At 35.9% G+C, this 19,159-nt stretch carries 17 protein-coding genes; 12 read left to right on the forward strand and 5 right to left on the reverse strand.

Translation table 11 applies throughout. The annotated features are described in order from the left end of the window. The first annotated feature begins 7 nt into the window (after positions 1 to 7). On the forward strand, positions 8 to 943 hold the full coding sequence (gene hemH / locus AC3WTA_RS13050) for a ferrochelatase (RefSeq protein WP_000726799.1): 936 nt from the start codon (positions 8 to 10) through the stop codon (positions 941 to 943). Between the two features lie 19 nt (positions 944 to 962). After that, positions 963 to 2,384, forward strand: a complete 1,422-nt coding sequence (gene hemY, locus AC3WTA_RS13055) for a protoporphyrinogen oxidase (RefSeq protein WP_001228150.1) — start codon at positions 963 to 965, stop codon at positions 2,382 to 2,384. A 39-nt stretch (positions 2,385 to 2,423) separates the two neighbouring features. On the opposite strand, the gene AC3WTA_RS13060 is transcribed toward hemY, so the two are convergent. After that, positions 2,424 to 3,776: a DUF4026 domain-containing protein gene (locus tag AC3WTA_RS13060; RefSeq protein WP_000453742.1), complete on the reverse strand. Its 1,353-nt coding sequence runs from the start codon at positions 3,774 to 3,776 to the stop codon at positions 2,424 to 2,426. 241 nt (positions 3,777 to 4,017) lie between these two features. Between AC3WTA_RS13060 and AC3WTA_RS13065 the strand changes: the two genes are divergently transcribed. Together AC3WTA_RS13065 and AC3WTA_RS13070 are read left to right on the forward strand one after the other, a co-directional pair. After that, on the forward strand, positions 4,018 to 6,384 hold the full coding sequence (locus AC3WTA_RS13065) for a DUF6359 domain-containing protein (protein WP_078182905.1): 2,367 nt from the start codon (positions 4,018 to 4,020) through the stop codon (positions 6,382 to 6,384). A 104-nt stretch (positions 6,385 to 6,488) separates the two neighbouring features. Next, positions 6,489 to 6,788 carry a hypothetical protein gene (locus tag AC3WTA_RS13070; protein WP_001198480.1) on the forward strand — a complete coding sequence of 100 codons (300 nt, stop codon included), beginning with the start codon at positions 6,489 to 6,491 and terminating at the stop codon, positions 6,786 to 6,788. An 86-nt stretch (positions 6,789 to 6,874) separates the two neighbouring features. Here AC3WTA_RS13070 and AC3WTA_RS13075 read toward each other — a convergent pair whose 3' ends face one another. Continuing rightward, positions 6,875 to 7,729, reverse strand: coding sequence for a hypothetical protein (locus AC3WTA_RS13075; RefSeq protein WP_000984175.1), 855 nt, complete (start codon positions 7,727 to 7,729; stop codon positions 6,875 to 6,877). 228 nt (positions 7,730 to 7,957) lie between these two features. Between AC3WTA_RS13075 and AC3WTA_RS13080 the strand changes: the two genes are divergently transcribed. The 6 genes from AC3WTA_RS13080 (at position 7,958) to AC3WTA_RS13105 (ending at position 15,266) form a co-directional block, all read left to right on the forward strand. Beyond that, a complete protein-coding gene (locus AC3WTA_RS13080; RefSeq protein WP_000184503.1) occupies positions 7,958 to 8,359 on the forward strand; it encodes a BlaI/MecI/CopY family transcriptional regulator in 402 nt (133 codons plus the stop codon). A gap of 2 nt (positions 8,360 to 8,361) precedes the next feature. Beyond that, entirely contained in the window at positions 8,362 to 10,305 is a 1,944-nt protein-coding gene (locus tag AC3WTA_RS13085; RefSeq protein WP_000567440.1) for a M56 family metallopeptidase, read from the forward strand. Positions 10,306 to 10,577: 272 nt separating this feature from the next. After that, entirely contained in the window at positions 10,578 to 11,150 is a 573-nt protein-coding gene (locus AC3WTA_RS13090; RefSeq protein WP_000963378.1) for a TetR/AcrR family transcriptional regulator, read from the forward strand. Between the two features lie 214 nt (positions 11,151 to 11,364). Further along, positions 11,365 to 14,568 carry a YhgE/Pip family protein gene (locus AC3WTA_RS13095; protein WP_078182906.1) on the forward strand — a complete coding sequence of 1,068 codons (3,204 nt, stop codon included), beginning with the start codon at positions 11,365 to 11,367 and terminating at the stop codon, positions 14,566 to 14,568. A 141-nt stretch (positions 14,569 to 14,709) separates the two neighbouring features. After that, positions 14,710 to 14,922, forward strand: coding sequence for a hypothetical protein (locus AC3WTA_RS13100; protein ID WP_002096814.1), 213 nt, complete (start codon positions 14,710 to 14,712; stop codon positions 14,920 to 14,922). Between the two features lie 38 nt (positions 14,923 to 14,960). Continuing rightward, positions 14,961 to 15,266 carry a DUF2087 domain-containing protein gene (locus tag AC3WTA_RS13105; RefSeq protein ID WP_000138201.1) on the forward strand — a complete coding sequence of 102 codons (306 nt, stop codon included), beginning with the start codon at positions 14,961 to 14,963 and terminating at the stop codon, positions 15,264 to 15,266. Between the two features lie 26 nt (positions 15,267 to 15,292). On the opposite strand, the gene AC3WTA_RS13110 is transcribed toward AC3WTA_RS13105, so the two are convergent. After that, a complete protein-coding gene (locus tag AC3WTA_RS13110; RefSeq protein WP_001068227.1) occupies positions 15,293 to 15,646 on the reverse strand; it encodes a PH domain-containing protein in 354 nt (117 codons plus the stop codon). Positions 15,647 to 15,779: 133 nt separating this feature from the next. Here AC3WTA_RS13110 and AC3WTA_RS13115 point away from each other — a divergent pair, with 133 nt between their 5' ends. Next, positions 15,780 to 16,289, forward strand: a complete 510-nt coding sequence (locus AC3WTA_RS13115) for a GNAT family N-acetyltransferase (protein ID WP_492332906.1) — start codon at positions 15,780 to 15,782, stop codon at positions 16,287 to 16,289. 113 nt (positions 16,290 to 16,402) lie between these two features. Here AC3WTA_RS13115 and AC3WTA_RS13120 read toward each other — a convergent pair whose 3' ends face one another. Both AC3WTA_RS13120 and AC3WTA_RS13125 read right to left on the reverse strand, forming a co-directional pair. Beyond that, entirely contained in the window at positions 16,403 to 16,903 is a 501-nt protein-coding gene (locus tag AC3WTA_RS13120) for a DinB family protein (RefSeq protein ID WP_000713016.1), read from the reverse strand. 91 nt (positions 16,904 to 16,994) lie between these two features. Beyond that, entirely contained in the window at positions 16,995 to 17,936 is a 942-nt protein-coding gene (locus AC3WTA_RS13125; RefSeq protein WP_001082275.1) for a helix-turn-helix transcriptional regulator, read from the reverse strand. Between the two features lie 196 nt (positions 17,937 to 18,132). On the opposite strand from AC3WTA_RS13125, the gene AC3WTA_RS13130 reads away from it, so the two are divergent. Next, positions 18,133 to 19,149 (forward strand): LacI family DNA-binding transcriptional regulator, encoded by a 1,017-nt coding sequence (locus AC3WTA_RS13130; RefSeq protein WP_000103724.1) that lies wholly within the window; start codon positions 18,133 to 18,135, stop codon positions 19,147 to 19,149. Positions 19,150 to 19,159 lie beyond the last annotated feature (10 nt).

Genomic DNA, 19,159 nt, shown 5'->3' on the forward strand with positions numbered 1-19,159 from the left:
TTGCTGTATGAAAAAGAAAATTGGTTTGCTTGTAATGGCATACGGAACGCCATATAAAGAAGAAGATATTGAACGTTACTATACACATATTCGCAGAGGAAGAAAGCCAAGTCCTGAAATGCTAGAAGATTTAACAGAGCGTTACCGTGCAATTGGTGGTATTTCTCCTTTAGCTACTATTACATTAGAGCAAGCTAAAAAGTTAGAACAGCGTTTAAATGAAGTACAAGATGAAGTAGAGTACCATATGTATCTTGGCTTAAAACATATCGAACCGTTCATTGAAGATGCAGTGAAAGATATGCATAACGACGGTATACAAGATGCAATCGCACTTGTTCTTGCGCCGCACTATTCTACATTTAGCGTGAAATCGTATGTAGGACGAGCACAAGAAGAAGCTGAGAAACTTGGAAACTTAACAATTCACGGCATTGATAGCTGGTATAAAGAACCGAAATTCATCCAGTACTGGGTTGATGCAGTGAAAGGTATATATAACGGTATGGCAGAAGCAGAGCGTGAAAAAGCAGTATTAATCGTATCTGCACATAGCTTACCAGAAAAAATTATCGCACTTGGCGATCCATATCCAGACCAATTAAATGAAACAGCTGACTATATTGCAAGAGGTGCTGAAGTAGCAAACTATGCAGTAGGTTGGCAAAGTGCAGGAAACACGCCAGATCCTTGGATTGGTCCAGATGTACAAGATTTAACGAGAGAACTAAATGAAAAGTACGGTTATACTTCATTCGTATACGCACCAGTTGGATTTGTTGCGGAACATTTAGAAGTTTTATATGACAACGACTTTGAGTGTAAAGTTGTGACAGATGAAATTGGCGCGAAATATTATCGTCCAGAAATGCCAAATGCATCGGACGCATTTATTGATTGCTTAACAGATGTTGTATTAAAGAAAAAAGAATCTGTATTGTAAAAAGAAAGGGGGAGCATGCTTGAGGAAAAAAGTTGTAGTCATCGGCGGTGGCATCACAGGATTAACAACAATGTATAACTTGCAAAAAGAAATTCATGACAAGAACTTGCCGATCGATACATTACTGATAGAAGCATCGGGTAAACTTGGCGGGAAAATTCAAACCGTTCGAAAAGGTGGATTTACAATTGAACGCGGGCCGGATTCTTTCTTAGCACGAAAAGAAAGTGCAGCTAGATTAGCGCGAGAATTAGGTCTTGGCGATGAACTTGTAAATAATAAGGCCGGTCAATCATTTATCCTCGTAAACAATCGGTTACATAAAATGCCGAGCGGATCGATGATGGGAATTCCAACGCAAATTACGCCGTTTCTATTTTCCAAGCTGTTCTCCCCAATTGGTAAACTAAGAGCTGGTTTTGATCTGTTAATGCCGAGATCAAAACCAGTATCTGATCAATCACTCGGGCAGTTTTTCAGACATCGCCTCGGAAACGAAGTGGTTGAAAATTTAATAGAACCATTACTATCGGGTATTTATGCAGGGGATATTGATGAAATGAGCTTAATGTCAACATTCCCGCAAATGTATCAAATTGAGCAGAAGCATCGCAGTATTTCACTCGGTATGCGTACACTTGCCCCGAAAAAAGAGACATCTGAACCGAAAAAAGGAATCTTCCAAACAGTGAAAACAGGCTTAGAATCTATCGTAGAATCTCTCGAAATGAAGATGCATGAAGGTACGATAATAAAGGGAACACGCATTGAAAAAATTGCAAAACTTGGTGATGGTTATACGATTACTCTTAGTAACGGAAAAGAAATAGAAGCGGACGCGGTCGTAGTGGCAACATCACATAAAGTATTGCCATCTATGTTCGCGCAGTACAAGCAGTTTCGTTTCTTCCGCAACATTCCGTCCACATCAGTTGCGAATGTGGCAATGGCTTTCCCGAAATCAGCCATTCAGCGCGATATTGATGGTACAGGATTTGTCGTATCTCGAAATAGCGACTACACAATTACAGCATGTACGTGGACACATAAAAAATGGCCACATACAACGCCAGAAGGAAAAACGCTTCTTAGGTGTTACGTTGGACGACCTGGTGATGAAGCAGTTGTAGAACAAACAGAAGAGGAACTTGTTAGGCTTGTACTAGAAGACTTACGAAAGACGATGGATATTACAGAGGATCCAGAGTTTACAGTCGTAAGCCGCTGGAAAGAAGCAATGCCCCAATATACAGTAGGTCATAACGAGCGAATGAAGAAACTCACAACATTTATGGAAAAAGAGTTGCCAGGAATATACTTGGCAGGTAGTTCTTACGCTGGTTCTGGTCTTCCGGACTGTATTGATCAAGGTGAGAAAGCTGCAAAGCGTGTACTATCTCATTTGGAGAAAGTAATGGATACCGAATTAATTGCACAGTAAAGTGAAACGCCTTCAATCACATTGAAGGCGTTTCGTTACTTATTCACCAATAAACATATATAAATTATTTGGCTTTATAACGGTATCCCCTGCATAAATAACCCACTCTGTTAAGTTAGCAAAATCTAACTGATAACTATTTCCTTCACTCATATCTTTTATAAAATATGGTTCATTAATGAGTATTCCTTGAATAAAATCTTCCGTAATGTTTTGCATTTCAAACCACATATGTTCACTTTTTCCTTCTTCGTAGGAGACACCAAACTTAGCGAGGAAACGAAAATCTTCATTCGATTGTTCAATGTGAAAAATGTTGCTGAAATACCCGAAAGTATTTTCCGCATTGTAAGCCATACGATCGGTTTCACTATTTGTTTTATAGAACATGAGCCCTGTAGCTTCCTCGTGTTCTTTGAAAAAACTTTCAATATATTCTTCTGAAGCATTTAATTTGAATAAGAGAACGGATGGAGATTGATGGTATTCATCTCGGTCATCCATTCCGCCAAGAAATATATTTTGTGCATCTATTGGTTGTAGTTTCACTTCTTCATCCTCGATTGAAGATAATTGATCCATACTCGTTTTATGCCCAATATAAGATAATCCTTTTTCCCATGGAACAGCTACTGTATGTATAGAACCTTGTTGACTATGCGCGATCACGATAGGCTCATTCATAGGGACTTGTCCATTCTCAACGGCATTATTAGCAAATGTTTGAAAAAGATCGCCAATGCCGTAATAGGAAGAAATACGATTTGGAATAATTAATTCTATTTCTGTTACACCTGCTCTTAAAAGACCATGTGTATGAAACCAATATTGCGTAGGCTCACCTTCTTTATCGTCTTCATAAACAGAATGAATAACGTACAAGTCAGGAATGTCAGGTAATAATTCATTTTCAACGTGATATTCAATATAACTTCTAGATATTACTTTCATCGCTGCACTTGAATCAATTACAAATAACAAGTCTGGAGCGAGGTTCCATAAAAACTGTAACTGCTGGAAAAAGCAGTCCAGCACATCGCCTACAAATAGTGTACGAGTGAAAATTTCAGTGCCATAAGCAGCATCTTCAAAATTACGATCTACGATTGTAGAATCTTGTCTATTGTACATTTTATATTCTTCTGGATTGCTCGTTTCATCAATATGCAGTTCATACGGTATGATTGTTTCATCCATATGTAACTCAACAATAAGGCTTGTCTCATCACTGTAAACAATTTTTAATTCATCCACTTTAGTAGAGATAGTCTCTAGCCGCTGTTTTAACTGTTCAATCGTAATTCTAGTTGGTATAACAGCAATCATATCTGAAAAATGACGTTCTAATGTTCCATTCATAGCTGCGCGGTATGTTTCTGTTTGCACTTCCATCCAATCACTCCTATTCAAATGACTACATTGTACATGCCAATGAAATTTCGATATTTTCTGTTTTCTCTCTCTAACATTATAGAGCGCATTCGTAGAAGGTGTAAAATTATTATTTTGTATTATAGTTTGAAAGCTTGTAAATTAAATAAATTTTTTGTAAAACTTGTCGAAATATAGTTCTATATAACGAATCATTTGATATGATAGAAATGCTGAGAAAATATGAAATAGGGAGAGGAAAATGACTGTGAAGAAATTGTTAAGTGTCTTTTTATCATTCATACTATTGCTTTCATTTACTGGAACTTTAGTACAAGCAGAAGAAACGGCTTCTATGTCAGTAGAAAAAGCAATTCAAGTATTTAAGCAGCAAGGGAAAACGAAGGGGATAGTGGAAGGATATATCGTTGGATATACGCAAAGTCCTTCTAAATACACGAAAGATCCAGCTAAGTTTGATGATACAAACGTAGCAATTGCGGATTCGCCAAATGAAACGAATCCAGACAAAATCATGCCTGTTCAGTTGCCAAAGGGTGATGTGAGAGCGGCAGTAAATGTGAAAGATCATCCTGAAAATATCGGGAAGAAAGTTAGTTTAACAGGGACGCTTGAATTATATTTTAGTAGCCCAGGTTTAAAATCGGTAACGGCTCATAAGTTTCAAGGGGAAGGACAAAACCGTGTTAGCGATGTAGTGGCTTCGCCTGGTAGTGGAGAAGTTGCGAAGGGAACAGCGGTAACATTAACAACGAATACAGAAGGAGCAACAATCTACTATACGTTAGATGGCTCTAACCCTACAAATAAGAGTGTTCGTTATAACGGACAAATTGTAGTGAATGAAAATAGTGTGATTAAAGCAATCGCAGAGAAAGAAGGGCTTACTTCTTCAGCGGTTTCAACATTTTCATTTATTATCGTAAATAATGAACCAGTTCGTATTCATGATATTCAAGGGAAATCACATGTTTCTCCTTACAAAGGGAAGAAAGTATACAATGTGGAAGGCGTTGTAACAGCACTTGATAAAAATGGTTTTTATATAGAAGATAACCAGCCGGATAATGATCCAGCTACGTCAGAAGGTATGTACGTATACAAAAAAGATGCGAATGTAGCGGTAGGAGATCTTATTCAAGTTGATGGAGAAGTAGAAGAATATGTTGGACCTGGGTATGCAGAAAGGTTTGACACAGATTTAACGACGACGGAAATTAAAGCGAGCCGCGTTGCTGTAATCGCAAAAGATCAACCTTTACCAGCACCGATTGTACTTGGAGAAAACGGTGTGAAAATCCCTGATCAAATTATCGATAATGATGCATTCGGTTTATTTGATCCAAATGAAGATGCAATCGACTTTTATGAAAGTATAGAAGGTATGCGCGTTACGATGCCAACGCCAAAAATTATTGCACCTCAGAAAAACGGAAATTTATATGTAACAGTAGAAAATGGCGGAAATAAAGTCGTAACGAAATACGGCACACCTGTATTAGATGAAAATCAATTAAACCCAGAGCGTCTTTCTGTAAAAGTACCTCGTGATTATGTAGCAAAAGTAGGAGATACTTTCACTGGAGATATAACAGGGGTAGTCGGATATGATTACGGTTCGTTCCGCATTTCGCCAATAACGGAATTACCATCTGTAGTGGACGGTGGATTTAAGCAAGTAGGCGCGAATATTCAGCCTCGTCTTGATAAGTTAACAGTTGCTACATATAACATTGAAAACTTCTCGGCGAATAAAAAAGAAACAACAGATGAAAAAGTAAAAGCGTTAGCGTATTCTATTAAATACAATTTAAAAATGCCAGATATTATCGGTGTAGAGGAAATGCAAGATAATAACGGAACGATTAATGACGGTACAACAGATGCTTCATTAAGCGCAAAACGTATCATTGATGCAGTTCTAGAAATTCGTGGACCGAAGTATGAGTATGTAGAAATTGCTCCCAATAATAATCTAGACGGAGGAGCACCAGGAGCGAATATTCGCGTCGGTTTCTTCTACAACCCATCACGCGTGAAATTAGCAGCAGTACCGAAGTTACTTGATAAAAATGTCATTCGCATTGGAGACGAAAGTTCATTATTTGAAAGTACACGTAAACCGCTTGCAGCAGAATTTACGTTCCAAGGACAAAACGTTGTTGTCGTTGCAAATCACTTAAACTCAAAAATAGGAGATGCAACGCCATTTGGAAAAGTGCAGCCGCTCGTATTAAAGAGTGAAGAAAAACGAATTCAATTAGCGCAAGAAGTAAATCAATTCGTACAAGGAATTCAGAAAAAGAACACGAATGCACCAGTTGTTGTGTTAGGGGATATGAACGATTTTGAGTTCGCTAAACCACTAAAAACACTAGAAGGAACAAACTTAAAAAATATGTTAAACACAGTGCCGAAAGACAACCGCTACACGTACATTCATGAAGGAAATGCACAAGTGTTAGATCATATTTTAGTAACAAACAACATCGCACCGCACACAATTGTAGATCCAGTACACTTAAACTCAAACATTATGAAAGAACATGGACGTGTAAGTGACCACGACCCAGTACTTGCTCAAATTGATTTGAAGAAAGCTTCTTAAATAGTCATGAAAGAACGCTTAGAGATATACTGAGCGTTCTTTTTCTGTAAAAATCATGTTAAAATTAATTAAAAATTCAGCTTTTTATAATGAGGAGGTTAAAAATGCAAGTGTGGTTAAATGGAAAATTAATGAATCAGCTTGCAATTTTTTTCAGTACAATCGTCATGCTCCAATTTGTAGCAGAGGTAACAGGACTTACTCAAAATTTGGATATTACATATAACTTAATACATACAGCATCGTCCTATGTAACATTTAGTTTGGCAGTCATTTTTACTTTAATAGGTGCAAGAAGAGAATTAAGTACATATGCAATTATTTTATTATGTTCAGTTGTAGGTATTAAAGCGATTTATTTTGCGGCGGTCGTTATTTTATGGGGATTGGCAGGTACGCCGTAAAGGGGAGATGATTATATGAGTAATGATAATAAGAGCGTAATTCTCTAAGCTAGCTTAGGGAATTACGCTCTTATTCGTTCAATGATTTAGTCTGAAATTGCTTGAAACGCTTTTCTACATCGATCTCTTTTTTGCAATCTTCTTCTATATTTTTTTCTATCTCGCTTTACTCCTTGTATATACATAAATAAGCTAACGAGAAGGAAGAAAGTACATTGCATCGTTAAAATGTACGGTGACATGCCTTGCAATGGTTGCTTTGGATCATATAAATGAAAAGGTGCTCCGCCTATTGTAGGGAATATTGTATTTAGCAGGACGTAAGGAATGGAGGCAACTGCAAATGGAAAGAGAATTGCCATATAGTCCTTTTGTGACCATACAGATGCAGCAAGTCCTAAAAGAGCCATTAAACCTGCAAATAAAAAATTAATTCCGATATATACAGTAATGTAAGCGAGAGGTGCATCGAAATATAGGTTTGCAAACATTCCGTCATCATTTATGATGCCTGAACCTGCCGTAGGTTCTCCGTCTGGAATAGTTAATTTGCAAAATAATAACGATAAGATGAATGGAAATGTATAAAGAAATCCTCCGCAAAAAAACGTAACGATATATTTCATTACTGAATAAGGAAATAAAGAAATCCCCTTACTCACAAACGGTTTAAAACCATCTGACTTATCCGAATTGTAACTTGTACTAAAGGGAAAACTCGCAATAACTGGCATTAATAATAAATAAACATCCATTTCATTGTCGCGAAATCCGATCCATTTTATATCTGTTGAAATAGGTCCACTCGCAGCGTCTCCTAAATAACGAAGTACATAATAATAGTGATAAATGCAAATAAGAACGAATCCACTAAGCATCATAATTAAAGAAATACGACTACAAAAAGCTTGCTTTATATTTAAACGAAGCGCACGCATCATGACTGAAAAAGCCTCCACTATTTTGATAAACTTGTCTATTTTCTATATTACTATTAAATGTAAGGATTTTCTTGTTTTTTTATTTGATTATTTGAAAAAAGGGAAATTTGTTGTTGTTAAGTAAGGTTTAACTGAAACTTTATTTTCTAAAATATGGTTGACAATTTAGTATTACATTTGTAATCTTAATTGTAGATTACAAATGTAATATGAAGGAGTGAAATGTTTATGACAAATCAATTACCTAAAATATCTGAAGCTGAATTAGAAATTATGAAAGTACTTTGGTCTAACTCTCCACAAACAGCGAATGAAATTATAGAAGAACTAGAAGATGCAATGGACTGGAAACCGAAAACAATCCGTACATTAATTAATCGGTTAGTACAAAAGGAAGCTGTTTCTTACCATCAAGATAAAGGGCGCATGTATGCTTATTATCCGTTAGTATCACAAGATAATTATTTGCAAGTTGAAACAAAATCTTTGCTAAAGCGTTTTTGCGGCGCAGCGTTTAAGCCATTACTTGTTAATTTCTTAAAAGAGGAAAAATTGTCTTCAGAAGATATTAATGAACTGAAACGCATTTTAGATGAGAAGACAGAGGAGAACAAGAGGAAGGATAGATAACAATGATAGACACGCTTATAAATGTATACCTTCCTCATTTTTTTGATTGGCTTATAGAAACGTCACTTATGGCTAGCATATTAGTTGGATTTATTTTATGTATAAAAGTACTATTTAGAAATAAATTAACGCCCCGATGGCAATATATGCTGTGGATCGTACTAATGATAAGACTCCTTTTACCTTGGTCACCAGATAGCTCTTATAGCATTTATTCATTATTTTCCTATAGTTCTAGTGTATCGGAAGTTATTCAAAAAAATGCACCTTCACGTGAGAATACAGTGAATAACGAGATGAAACAGACAGTGGAATTAGAATCAAATTCTGAAACTGTGACAAAGAATAGTGAACCTGAAGTAAACGTGAGTGCGGAACAACAGACTACATTTTCTTTATACAAAGTTGCGATATATGTTTGGTTAGCTGGGGTAATCGTATTAGCAGTCATCACGTTTATTGCAAATAGACGGTTATATTCTTACATAAAGAAACAACCAGATATTACGGATGAACAGGTCGTTACAGTGTTTAATCGCTGTAAGCAGTCTATGAAAATGAAGAAGGCAGTTTCATTACGTCTAGCGGGAAAGATTGCGAGCCCAACTGTTTTTAGCTTCTTTCGCCCGAAAGTATTACTATCAAAAAAACATATGAAAGCATTAAATGAGCAACAATTACAATATGTCTTTTATCATGAGTTAGCTCATATTAAAAGAAGCGATGTAGCTGTAAATTGGATTATGTACAGTTTAATCCTATTAAATTGGTTCAATCCGATTCTTTGGTACGCCTATTTCTGTATGCGAGAAGATCAAGAATTAGCCTGTGATGCATATGCGCTTACGTTTATAGATAAAGAGGAGCAAATTGCATACGGTCATACAATCATTACCCTTTTAGAACATTATTCCTATCAAGTACCAAGCCTAGCAAATTTAAGTAGAAATAAACGAACATTAAAAAGGAGAATCGTTATGATTAAAAATTTCCAAAAGAAATCGTATCGTCTGTCTTTACTTGGAGTTATTGCTATAGCAGCTATAGCAGGCGGATTTTTATTAAATGCAAGGATAACTGAGGGGGATGAAAGACAGAAAGAAAAGGTTGTAGAAAAAAAGCAATCTAAAGCGGCTTTTGAAGAAGCAATAGAAACAGTATTAGGTACACCGGAGAATGCAAGTAGAGAATGGGGGATGTCAATAAAGTCATATAAAATGAATACAGATTTTTTGTATTTGGCAGAAAAGAATTTTACGAAAGAAGAATTTGAGCAGTATGTTCAATTATTTAAGGAAGCGCAAGAAATTCATAAGAAAGCAATGGTTAAGAAAAATGTGCCTGAGAATTATGATGGAGATACAAAGGAATATAAACCTGAACGCTTGAAGAAAGCTGATCAAGAAAGACTAGCTACTATTGAGAAGACATTAAAACCGCTTGGAGATAAGCTGGAGAAGTCTTTAACATATACTATGGAAGAAGCAAAAGAACATGTACCGTTTCAAATTAAGCAGCCGACTTATATACCTGAAGGTTATGAATTAAAGAGAGAATGGGCTGACTCATATTTTGGAAGAGATGTAGAATTAGTTACTAAATCAGAATATACAAAAGGGAAATATGGTTTTACAATTTATCAGTCAAGGATGTATATGGATGGTAATGGTAATAAGGATCCACTACACTATATGATGCCTGGAGAAGAGAATCTAGAAAGTTATAGTTTAGACGGGAAAGGAATGGTCTATAATAAATCTTCTCATGGAGAGGGTAAGTTAAAAGGGCTCAAAATGTTTGTACCAGCACAAGGTAAGAATAGTGAGTATCAAATTGTCATAGTGAATGATATGTTTACAAGAGATACAAAGATATACGAAGAGATAATCGATGATGAGCTAACTAAGAAAGAGATGGAGAAGATTTTACTTTCTATGTCAAAATAAAAGACAGTGTTCTTAAACTTTTGATTTTAAGAACACTGTCTATTTTATTAAATTTCTAGTGGGATCTAGCCACCAATTATTATGAATATATTCTAGCTTTCCATACATGTATACTTTTTGATACACTATGGACAGTATGATATAACTTGACTGGAATTTTTTATACTGGAAATAATAAAAAAGAGAACTTGTATAGAATGTAAGCGTGTGGTAATATCAAAGATGTACTGATTGACTGTATTATCCAATTGGTCATTTTTGGAGGTGACGATGTGGCGATAGATCGAAAACGTTCTATTATTGAAGCTGCAACAAAGTCTTTTTCAGCGTTCGGTTATAAAGCAACAACGATGGATCAAGTAGCGAAGTTAGCGAATGTAGGAAAAGGAACGATTTATACTTTTTTCAAAAATAAAGAAGAGCTATTTGGTGAAATTATTTCTAATTTAATTACAGAAATGAAGCAAGTTGCAGAAAATGCAATTCGTTCAGATGTTTCATTTTTTGAAAATGTACATAGAGCATTATATAGCATATTAGAATTCAGAAAAGAACATCAGCTCATGATTAAGTTAATTCAAGAAGAGCGTGATATGGGAACGAAAGAAGTACAAGAAGTGATGCAACAAGTAGATGTGGAAATCGTTTCTGTCATTCAATCGTATTTAAAGATTGCGATTGAAAAAGGTGAGATTAGCAAATGTGATCCAGAAATTACAGCATTTATTATGCTTCGCTTATACGTATCGCTTATTTTTGATTGGGAAAAAAATCATGAACCGCTAGAAAAAGAAAAAATCGCAGAATTATTTGAACTTTATTTATTAAAAGGATTGTCAAATTAAGATAATCCTTTTATTATTATAAAAAGTGACCACTTGAACAAAATGGTCATATATTTATTTTAGGAGGGATAATAGACATATTTACTTCATAGTAAGGAACAGTTGCATAGTATAAATTCGGGGATAAGGCATATGTATGAAAAGGTATAGCCTTTTTATTTGGGTAAAAATGACCAGATGAACAAAATAGTCATTCGAAAAAGGGGGAGTAAAGATGAAATGGAATCAGTTACTTCGTAAAGAGTTTACTGAAATCATAAAAAGTAAAAAAATATTAATTCCAATTATCGCGGTTTTATTCGTACCGATTTTATATGCAGGTATGTTTTTATGGGCCTTTTGGGATCCGTATAAACAGTTAGATGATTTACCAGTTGCGGTAGTGAATTTAGATAAAGGTGCAGTATTTGATGGGAAACCAATAGAGGTCGGAAAAGGGCTCGTTGATAACTTAAAAGATAATACAAGTTTTAAATGGGAATTTGTAAGTGAAAAAGAAGCGAAAAAAGGAATGGAAGGTAGAAAGTATTACATGTTAGTACGCATTCCAGATGACTTCTCAAGTAACGCTACAACGTTATTAAAAGATGATCCAAAACCATTAAACTTAGAATACATTCCAAACGAGAGTTTAAACTTCTTATCTTCACAAATTGGCGGAACAGCCATTGAAAAGATTAAAACTGAAGTATCAAGTACGTTAACGAAAACATATGCAGAGAAAATGTTTGATTCCATTCAAGACGTCTCAAAAGGATTAGCAGATGGGGCAGAAGGAGCAAATAAACTACACGACGGATCAAGTGAATTGCATGATGGTTCAAGTAAAGTGACGGATGGCCTTCATACACTTCAAGGGAAGTCTGGGGAGATGAAGGATGGAGTTCAGAAATTAGCGGATGGTTCTAATAAATTAGTAGATGGCTCCGGCAAAGTAACAAATGGTTTAAATACGCTAAATAGCAAAACAGGTGAAATGCAGAAAGGTATAGGGAAATTAGTAGATGGGTCAGGCAAAGTGACAGTAGGTTTAAATACGTTAAATAGCAAAACGGGTGAGATGCAGAAAGGTATAGGGAAATTAGTAGATGGGTCAGGAAAAGTAACAGACGGTTTACATGTATTAAATAGCAATGCAGGTATCGGAAAATTAGTAGATGGGTCAGGAAAAGTAACAGACGGTTTACATGTATTAAATAGCAATGCAGGTATTGGGAAATTAGTAGACGGATCAGGAAAATTAACGAACGGTTTAATTACGTTAAATAGTAAAACAAGTGAGATGCAAACAGGTATCGGAAAATTAGTAGATGGGTCAGGAAAAGTAACAGACGGTTTAATTACGTTAAATAGCAAAACGGGTGAATTGCGTGATGGATCTGAGAAAGTGACCGGTGGCTTGAACCAATTAGTAAGTAAATCCGGTGAATTAAAAGCAGGAACAACTGATCTATCAAATGGTATGGGAAAACTTGCTGAAGGGCAAAGTCAATTAGAAAAAGGGTCTCAAGAAATCCAAAAGGGATTGCAAGATTTAAATAGTAACGTACAAAAGTCTGCTGCAGGCTTAGAGGAAATGCAGTCGAAAATTCCTTCTATATTGAATACAGTAAATGAGAAAATAGATGGAGCTGGGGCGAATGTAAATCAGTTAAATGAACTTACGCAATCAACAGCAGGAGATGCTAAAAATGCAGCGCAAGAAATAGCGAATTTACAAAAGCAAATTGAGAGTTTACCGAAAGAATATCAAGAGCAGTTACAGCCATATATAACAAATGCGGCAAAAAGTACAGCGACAGTTCAGCAAAAAGCTACTGGGGTAGCAGGTGGAACAAATAAATTGAATGAAGAAGTAAAACAATTAAAAGGCGAAATACATCAAACAACAAATGGATTGCAAAACAAATTACCAAATCCAGAAGGGGTGAAAACTCTAGCAGGTGGCATTGAGAAACTAACGAACGCACAAAACGAATTTGTTAGTAAGTTTCATGGATTTGGTGAGGGATTAGATAATGCAAAAATAGGTGCCGATAAATTAAAAGATGGATCAGTTCAATTAATTGACGGAGTAACGCAATTACAAAGCGGATCCGGAAAAGTGACAGCAGGATTAGGTCAATTATCTGCAGGAGTAAATCAATTAGCAGATGGCTCAAACCAAGTAACAGGCGGATTAGGTACACTATCTGCAGGAGCAAATCAAATGGCAGGTGGTGTAAATCAATTAGCGGACGGCTCAAGCCAAGTAACAGGCGGTTTAGGCACAGTATCTGCAGGAGTATCCAAATTAGCAGATGGGTCTGGTCAAGTAACAGGCGGTTTAGGCGCAGTATCTGTAGTAGTAACTCAATTAGCAGATGGCTCAAGCCAAGTAACAGGCGGTTTAGGCACAGTATCTGCAGGGGCAAACCAAATGGCAGGTGGTGTAAATCAACTAGCAGATGGCTCAAGCCAAGTAACAGGCGGTTTAGGTACATTATCTGTAGGAGCAAACCAAATGACAGGTGGTATAACGCAATTAGCGGACGGTTCAAGTCAAGTAACAACTGGTTTAGGTACTCTAAATGGTGGTCTAAATAAAATGTCCACTGGCTCAACCCAGCTAATCGACGGCGTAAATAAACTAGCAGACGGATCCGGAAAAGTAACGGATGGTCTTGTAAAAGTAAACGACGGTTCAGGTGAACTTGCTGAGAAGCTTGGTGAAGGGGCAGAGAAAACTGGTGAAGTAAAAGGAACAGATAAAACGTATGATATGTTTGCAAGTCCTGTAAAAGTGAAGACGGAGAAAATGGCGGAAGTTCCTAACTACGGAACTGGATTTACACCATATTTCTTATCACTTGGTTTATTCGTTGGGGCATTACTACTATCTATCGTATACCCATTACGCGATACAGTTGGCGTTCCGAAATCAGGATTTAGCTGGTTTATTAGTAAGTTCGGCGTGTTATTATCAGTCGGTATTATTCAAGCGATAGTAGCAGATGTTATATTGCTATTCGGATTAGGTGTAGAAGTACAAAGTATTCCGTATTTCATACTCTTTAGCATCGTTACAAGTTTAGCGTTTATCGCATTAATTCAATGTTTAGTAACAGCATTCGGTGATGCAGGGCGTTTCATCGCCATCATCACATTAATTATTCAGCTTACAACAAGTGCTGGAACATTCCCACTAGAATTGATTCCGAAGTTTTTACAACCATTCAATGCTTGGTTACCGATGACATACTCTGTATCAGGATTGAAAGCAGTCGTATCAAGTGGAGACTTTGACTTCATGTGGCAAAACATAGGAATACTCATGATTTTCATCGTTGTATTATCACTTGGAACGATCGCATCCTTAACTTGGATGCACAAACGACAATTTAGAAATATTGCGGAAAACCAATCGATTGAAGCATAGAAAAAAGCACCTTTTCGGTGCTTTTTTTATTTTAATGGAGGGGTCTTTTCTGTAGTTTATATAAACCTTTTTACAAGATATAGAGACGAAAGAAAAGGATTTACAACAATTTACAGAGAAACATAGGGTAGAGGAGCTGATATGATGAGAGGAAATCTTACTTATTATTTTATCGTAAATCCGCTAATCATCTTTCTTGTTTACGCCCTTTCACCTATCTTGTTTCACAAAGAAAAATATATAAATATGAAAGATGCACTAGGAATACTTTTAGTTTACTATGTGCTAATTAGCGGGTATTACCTTATGGATGTTATAAGTGAAAGAATGAAGAAAAACGGTAAAGACAAATAAAAAGTTTTAGTACATAAAAACAGATGGAGGATAACAAAATGACCGAAAATGAAATGAAATTCAGAGATACGACGATTCGTAACTTTTTCGATAAAGAGGACCGCCTAAAATCGATTCCAGGTCAAAAGAAGAAGAAACTAGTATTGTTAGAGCATTTAATTAGCAAGTTAAACGCTGAAAATCAATATACGGAAAAGGAAATGAATACATTCATAAAACAATATCATGATGATTTTTGTACGATTAGACGTGAGTTTATTGTGCACGGATTTATGGATCGAGAGGATAATATGTACCGTATAAACGGGAGAGAAGTTTGGACGAAGTGGGAGGAGTTAAAATAATGAATCAGTGAGGGGATCCTCACTGATTATAAGTCTGTGCTAGTCTTGCACTTTCTGCGTAGTAAGTCTATGAATTCTTCAATATTTGAACTTGTAATGTATCCCAGCGTGATATATTCATCTTCATAGTAAAATATTATTTTTTTATCAAAGATCCGTCTCTTCGTTTCTATGGATAGAATTTTTTCATAATCAAATTCGGCAATGAATGTGCTTTTATATTGGCTAAAAAAGAGAAGTCTTCCATTAGTAGCAAGTAGCATGCCTGGATGCGGAACTTTATGCGTAATCATATAGCCAGTAAGTGAACAATTTAAAGTAGATAAAATTGTTTCTTCTTTATGTAATAGTTGTTTTGCAGCTGTTAAAATTGGATTCATTGTATACATTCCTTTTATATAGATGTAAGGATATTGTATCAAAAGTGGAAAAATTCTCAATATGTAATGTTGCATTTTGAGCGTTATATAGTTTTAATATTATTTTTTAAAGAAAAAGGTACGAGGTGATTTAGTGATACGATTTGCAAAAGAGATTGATGCAGAATCCATTACGAATATTAGAAAAGAAATTATATTATCGGAAACTACTACAAAGTTTTTTATAGTATCTCCAAATAATGTACCAAATGATATTAATGCAGAAAGAGAAAAGATACGGAAAAGTAATGAGAAAGGTAATCTTTACATAGTTTATGAAGTGGATAAAAAAGTGGTTGGCTTTTTAATTTTCAATCGATATGAATTAGACCGCTTACGACATGTAGGCACAATGGGAATGGGAATTAGAGAGGCGTACTGTAATCAAGGCATTGGTACAGAACTAATTGAATTTCTTATTAGTTGGGCTAGAGGGCAGAAAGGTTTGGAGAAAATTTGCTTAGGCGTAGTTTCTATTAATGATAGGGCGATTAGAGTATACAAACGTATGGGATTTGTAGAAGAAGGAAGGCAAAGAAAGCAAATAAAGTATGAAGATGGATCATTTGGAGATGATGTATTGATGGGTTTTTACATTGAATGAAATAAAGGAGTTTTCTATTGATAGAAAGTGGGATTCTATGAGTAATTGTATAGTCGGTGCATATTGTAGTGAAAAGACTGCCGATATTGGCAGTCTCTTTTTAGTGGAGGTGCTTAGCGAACCTTAAGTTCCAGTCGCTCTTTCTGGCGCAGATGATGTGCAAAATGCATAGAAATAAGCTGGAACCATTCTGCGGCATGTAAGTAACCAAGCCCAGGGTGTTCGACTTTACAATCACTAGGGATAGAAGAAAGTGTTGGCTCAATGTCTTTAACAATTGTAATTAATTCTAGAAGCTGTTTCTGTACGTCTTCTTTATTAGCTGGGTTTTCAGGCGTATATCCAGGATGATCTGGTAATTTGATTTTTATGTCTGGGAAAGCTCCCATCATATATACCTTTTCCCCCATATCTGTTTTCTTTTTAGCTACAGAAGGCACTTCAGTTCTGCATTTCACGATTGCATCTAACTGCATGCGTGTAGCTGAAATTAAGTGATTATACATTTGACCGAGGGACCATTCCTCATTAGAAGGCTTCATCCTAAATTGTTCTATAGAGTACTTTTCTAATTCCTCTATGTAGTACGTTGCTAACTCTTCAAATTTCTTCATATCGCTAACTCCTTTTATGAAAATGTATTTGTTAATACCTACTATAAAGAAGTAATGCTGACAACATTATGTCAGTAGTGAAATACAAAAATTAAAGTTTTAACATTTTTTTTGCTTCATTACGAATTTTCTCAGAAAGAATTTTTGGCTCAAGTACTTGCACTTGGCTTCCCCAGCTTAATACCCATTGAAATACTTCGTCTATGTTTCTTGATTTCAAAAAGACGTGAAAACCATTGTCTCTATGCTCGTATGACTCTATAAAGAAGTATCGTGATTCAATAATTTTATGTGCAATATGGGCTGGGAATAACAAATGAATCATCACAGTACGGTTGCTTTCAGGCTGATATTCTTGCAAAGAAAAGTCTTCAGGTTTTGTAAAGAATTCTTGTTCTCGCTGTAATTCCTCCATTCGATCTAAGCGGAAATTACGTATTTGTTTTCGAAGTAAACAATGGGAAACGACGTACCAAATTCCTGAAATATTGACTAAGCCGTAAGGGTGAACGGTCCGTTTTATTTTTGTAGTTTCTCTTGGTTTACGATAAGAAAAAGAGATAGCCTGTTCTTTTTGGATAGATTCTTGCAACAGGATAAGTTGTTTTTCAAGTTTTTCTTGTTCAGATTGTTTGTGTGAAAATATAGGAGAAAGAAAACGGAAAGTTCCTCGTAACTCTTTCACTTTCTTTTGTTGATCAGTAGGGAGAACAACCTCAAGTTTCTCTTTTGCTGATTGTGCGTGTACAGAAAAAGAAGAAGTGAAAGTTTTCTCGATATAATCACCGCCTAATAAAAGAGTAACAGCCTCTTCAGGCGTAAGTTGAATGGGTGGTAAGAAATAACCATCCATTAATGAATAGCCGTGGCCGGGCATGGCGAAGAGTGGGACGCCAGATTCACTAAGTGCACCCATGTCTCTATAAATTGTTCTTATACTTGTCTCAAATTTTTCAGCTAAGCTTTGTGCTGTAACAGTTTGTCTTCTTTGTAATTCAATTAATATAGTTAATAAACGATCCGTCCGATTCATGAAATATCTCCTTTTATCTTTAATAAATATGCCTACTGTAAACTTCTAAAACTAATATAAATCCCCTCCCATTAACAGACTTTTCCCTATGTATAATATTAATATAGTAAAATCATAACAACCCATATTGCAGTTTCCAATAATATACTATATAATCAATTTAAGAAAACGTTTTCATGCAAAGGGGGAGAATTTCGTGTCGACTATAGAGGACGTGGCGAAATTAGCGGGGTTATCAAGGACAACGGTTTCTAGGGTGATTAATAATCATCCATATGTTTCAGATGAGAAGAAAAAAAGGGTTCAATTAGCAATGAAGCATTTAGGTTTCGTTCCTAATTCTGCGGCGAGAAGGCTTCGTAAACAAAAGACGGAAACAATTGCGGTGCTAGTTCCAAGGATTACAAATCCTTTCTTCAGTAGATTTATCGAAGCAATTGAGATTGCTGCTTCTGAACATAAATATAAACTGATTATTTGTCAAACAAGATATTTACCGGAAAAAGAGATGGAGTATTTACAATTATTATCTACGAAACAAGTAGATGGGATTATTCTATGTTCACTAGAAAATCCGTGGGAAGATGTAGAGCCATACTTACAGCACGGTCCAATCGTGTTATGTAATGAATATATTGAGGAAGCAAATGTTCCAACAGTGAAGTTTGATCATGCGCAAGGAGCATACATAGCTGCTAAGCATGTGTTAGAACAAGGATATCGTAATCTTATTTTTTGCCGTGGTAACGAAACCAAAGTGGTTAGCCAGCAGCGAAAAATGGGCTTTTTACGTGCCATAACTGAGAAGAGCCGCCAAGTAGAAGCGATCGATTTTCTTGAAAACGCTTTCTCTTGGGATGATGGAAAGAGAATATTCCATGAAGTATTAAAGGACAAAAAAAATCCTACCGCGATTTTGGCAGGAGGTGACGAGGTTGCAGCTGGAATCATTTCAGAGGCAAAACGCCATGACTGGAGTATTCCAGATGATCTCGCTGTTATCGGTTTTGATAATCAAATATTATCACAGATTACTGAGCCAGGTATTACGACAATTGAACAGCCAATCGATGAGATGGCCCGAAAAGTTGTCGACCTGATGATGGATAAAATCCATACGAAAAATTATCGACAAAAAGAATTGTATGAGTTTGAATTGGAGCTCTTGGTGAAAGGTTCAACGATGAAGAAGGATACGATGTTATTAGCCTAGTAGACTATGT

The organism is Bacillus sp. EB106-07-01-XG149 (assembly GCF_058791555.1).

Excerpts from the sequence above, each read along its gene's own strand:
- AC3WTA_RS13105 (WP_000138201.1), top strand. The coding sequence starts at position 14,961 with ATGACCGAAAATGAAATGAAATTCAGAGATACGACGATTCGTAACTTT.
- AC3WTA_RS13100 (WP_002096814.1), top strand. The coding sequence starts at position 14,710 with ATGATGAGAGGAAATCTTACTTATTATTTTATCGTAAATCCGCTAATC.
- hemH (WP_000726799.1), top strand. The coding sequence starts at position 8 with ATGAAAAAGAAAATTGGTTTGCTTGTAATGGCATACGGAACGCCATAT.
- AC3WTA_RS13120 (WP_000713016.1), bottom strand. The coding sequence starts at position 16,903 with ATGAAGAAATTTGAAGAGTTAGCAACGTACTACATAGAGGAATTAGAA.
- AC3WTA_RS13075 (WP_000984175.1), bottom strand. The coding sequence starts at position 7,729 with ATGATGCGTGCGCTTCGTTTAAATATAAAGCAAGCTTTTTGTAGTCGT.
- AC3WTA_RS13070 (WP_001198480.1), top strand. The coding sequence starts at position 6,489 with ATGCAAGTGTGGTTAAATGGAAAATTAATGAATCAGCTTGCAATTTTT.
- AC3WTA_RS13080 (WP_000184503.1), top strand. The coding sequence starts at position 7,958 with ATGACAAATCAATTACCTAAAATATCTGAAGCTGAATTAGAAATTATG.
- AC3WTA_RS13060 (WP_000453742.1), bottom strand. The coding sequence starts at position 3,776 with ATGGAAGTGCAAACAGAAACATACCGCGCAGCTATGAATGGAACATTA.
- AC3WTA_RS13095 (WP_078182906.1), top strand. The coding sequence starts at position 11,365 with ATGAAATGGAATCAGTTACTTCGTAAAGAGTTTACTGAAATCATAAAA.
- AC3WTA_RS13125 (WP_001082275.1), bottom strand. The coding sequence starts at position 17,936 with ATGAATCGGACGGATCGTTTATTAACTATATTAATTGAATTACAAAGA.
- AC3WTA_RS13065 (WP_078182905.1), top strand. The coding sequence starts at position 4,018 with ATGACTGTGAAGAAATTGTTAAGTGTCTTTTTATCATTCATACTATTG.
- AC3WTA_RS13110 (WP_001068227.1), bottom strand. The coding sequence starts at position 15,646 with ATGAATCCAATTTTAACAGCTGCAAAACAACTATTACATAAAGAAGAA.
- AC3WTA_RS13085 (WP_000567440.1), top strand. The coding sequence starts at position 8,362 with ATGATAGACACGCTTATAAATGTATACCTTCCTCATTTTTTTGATTGG.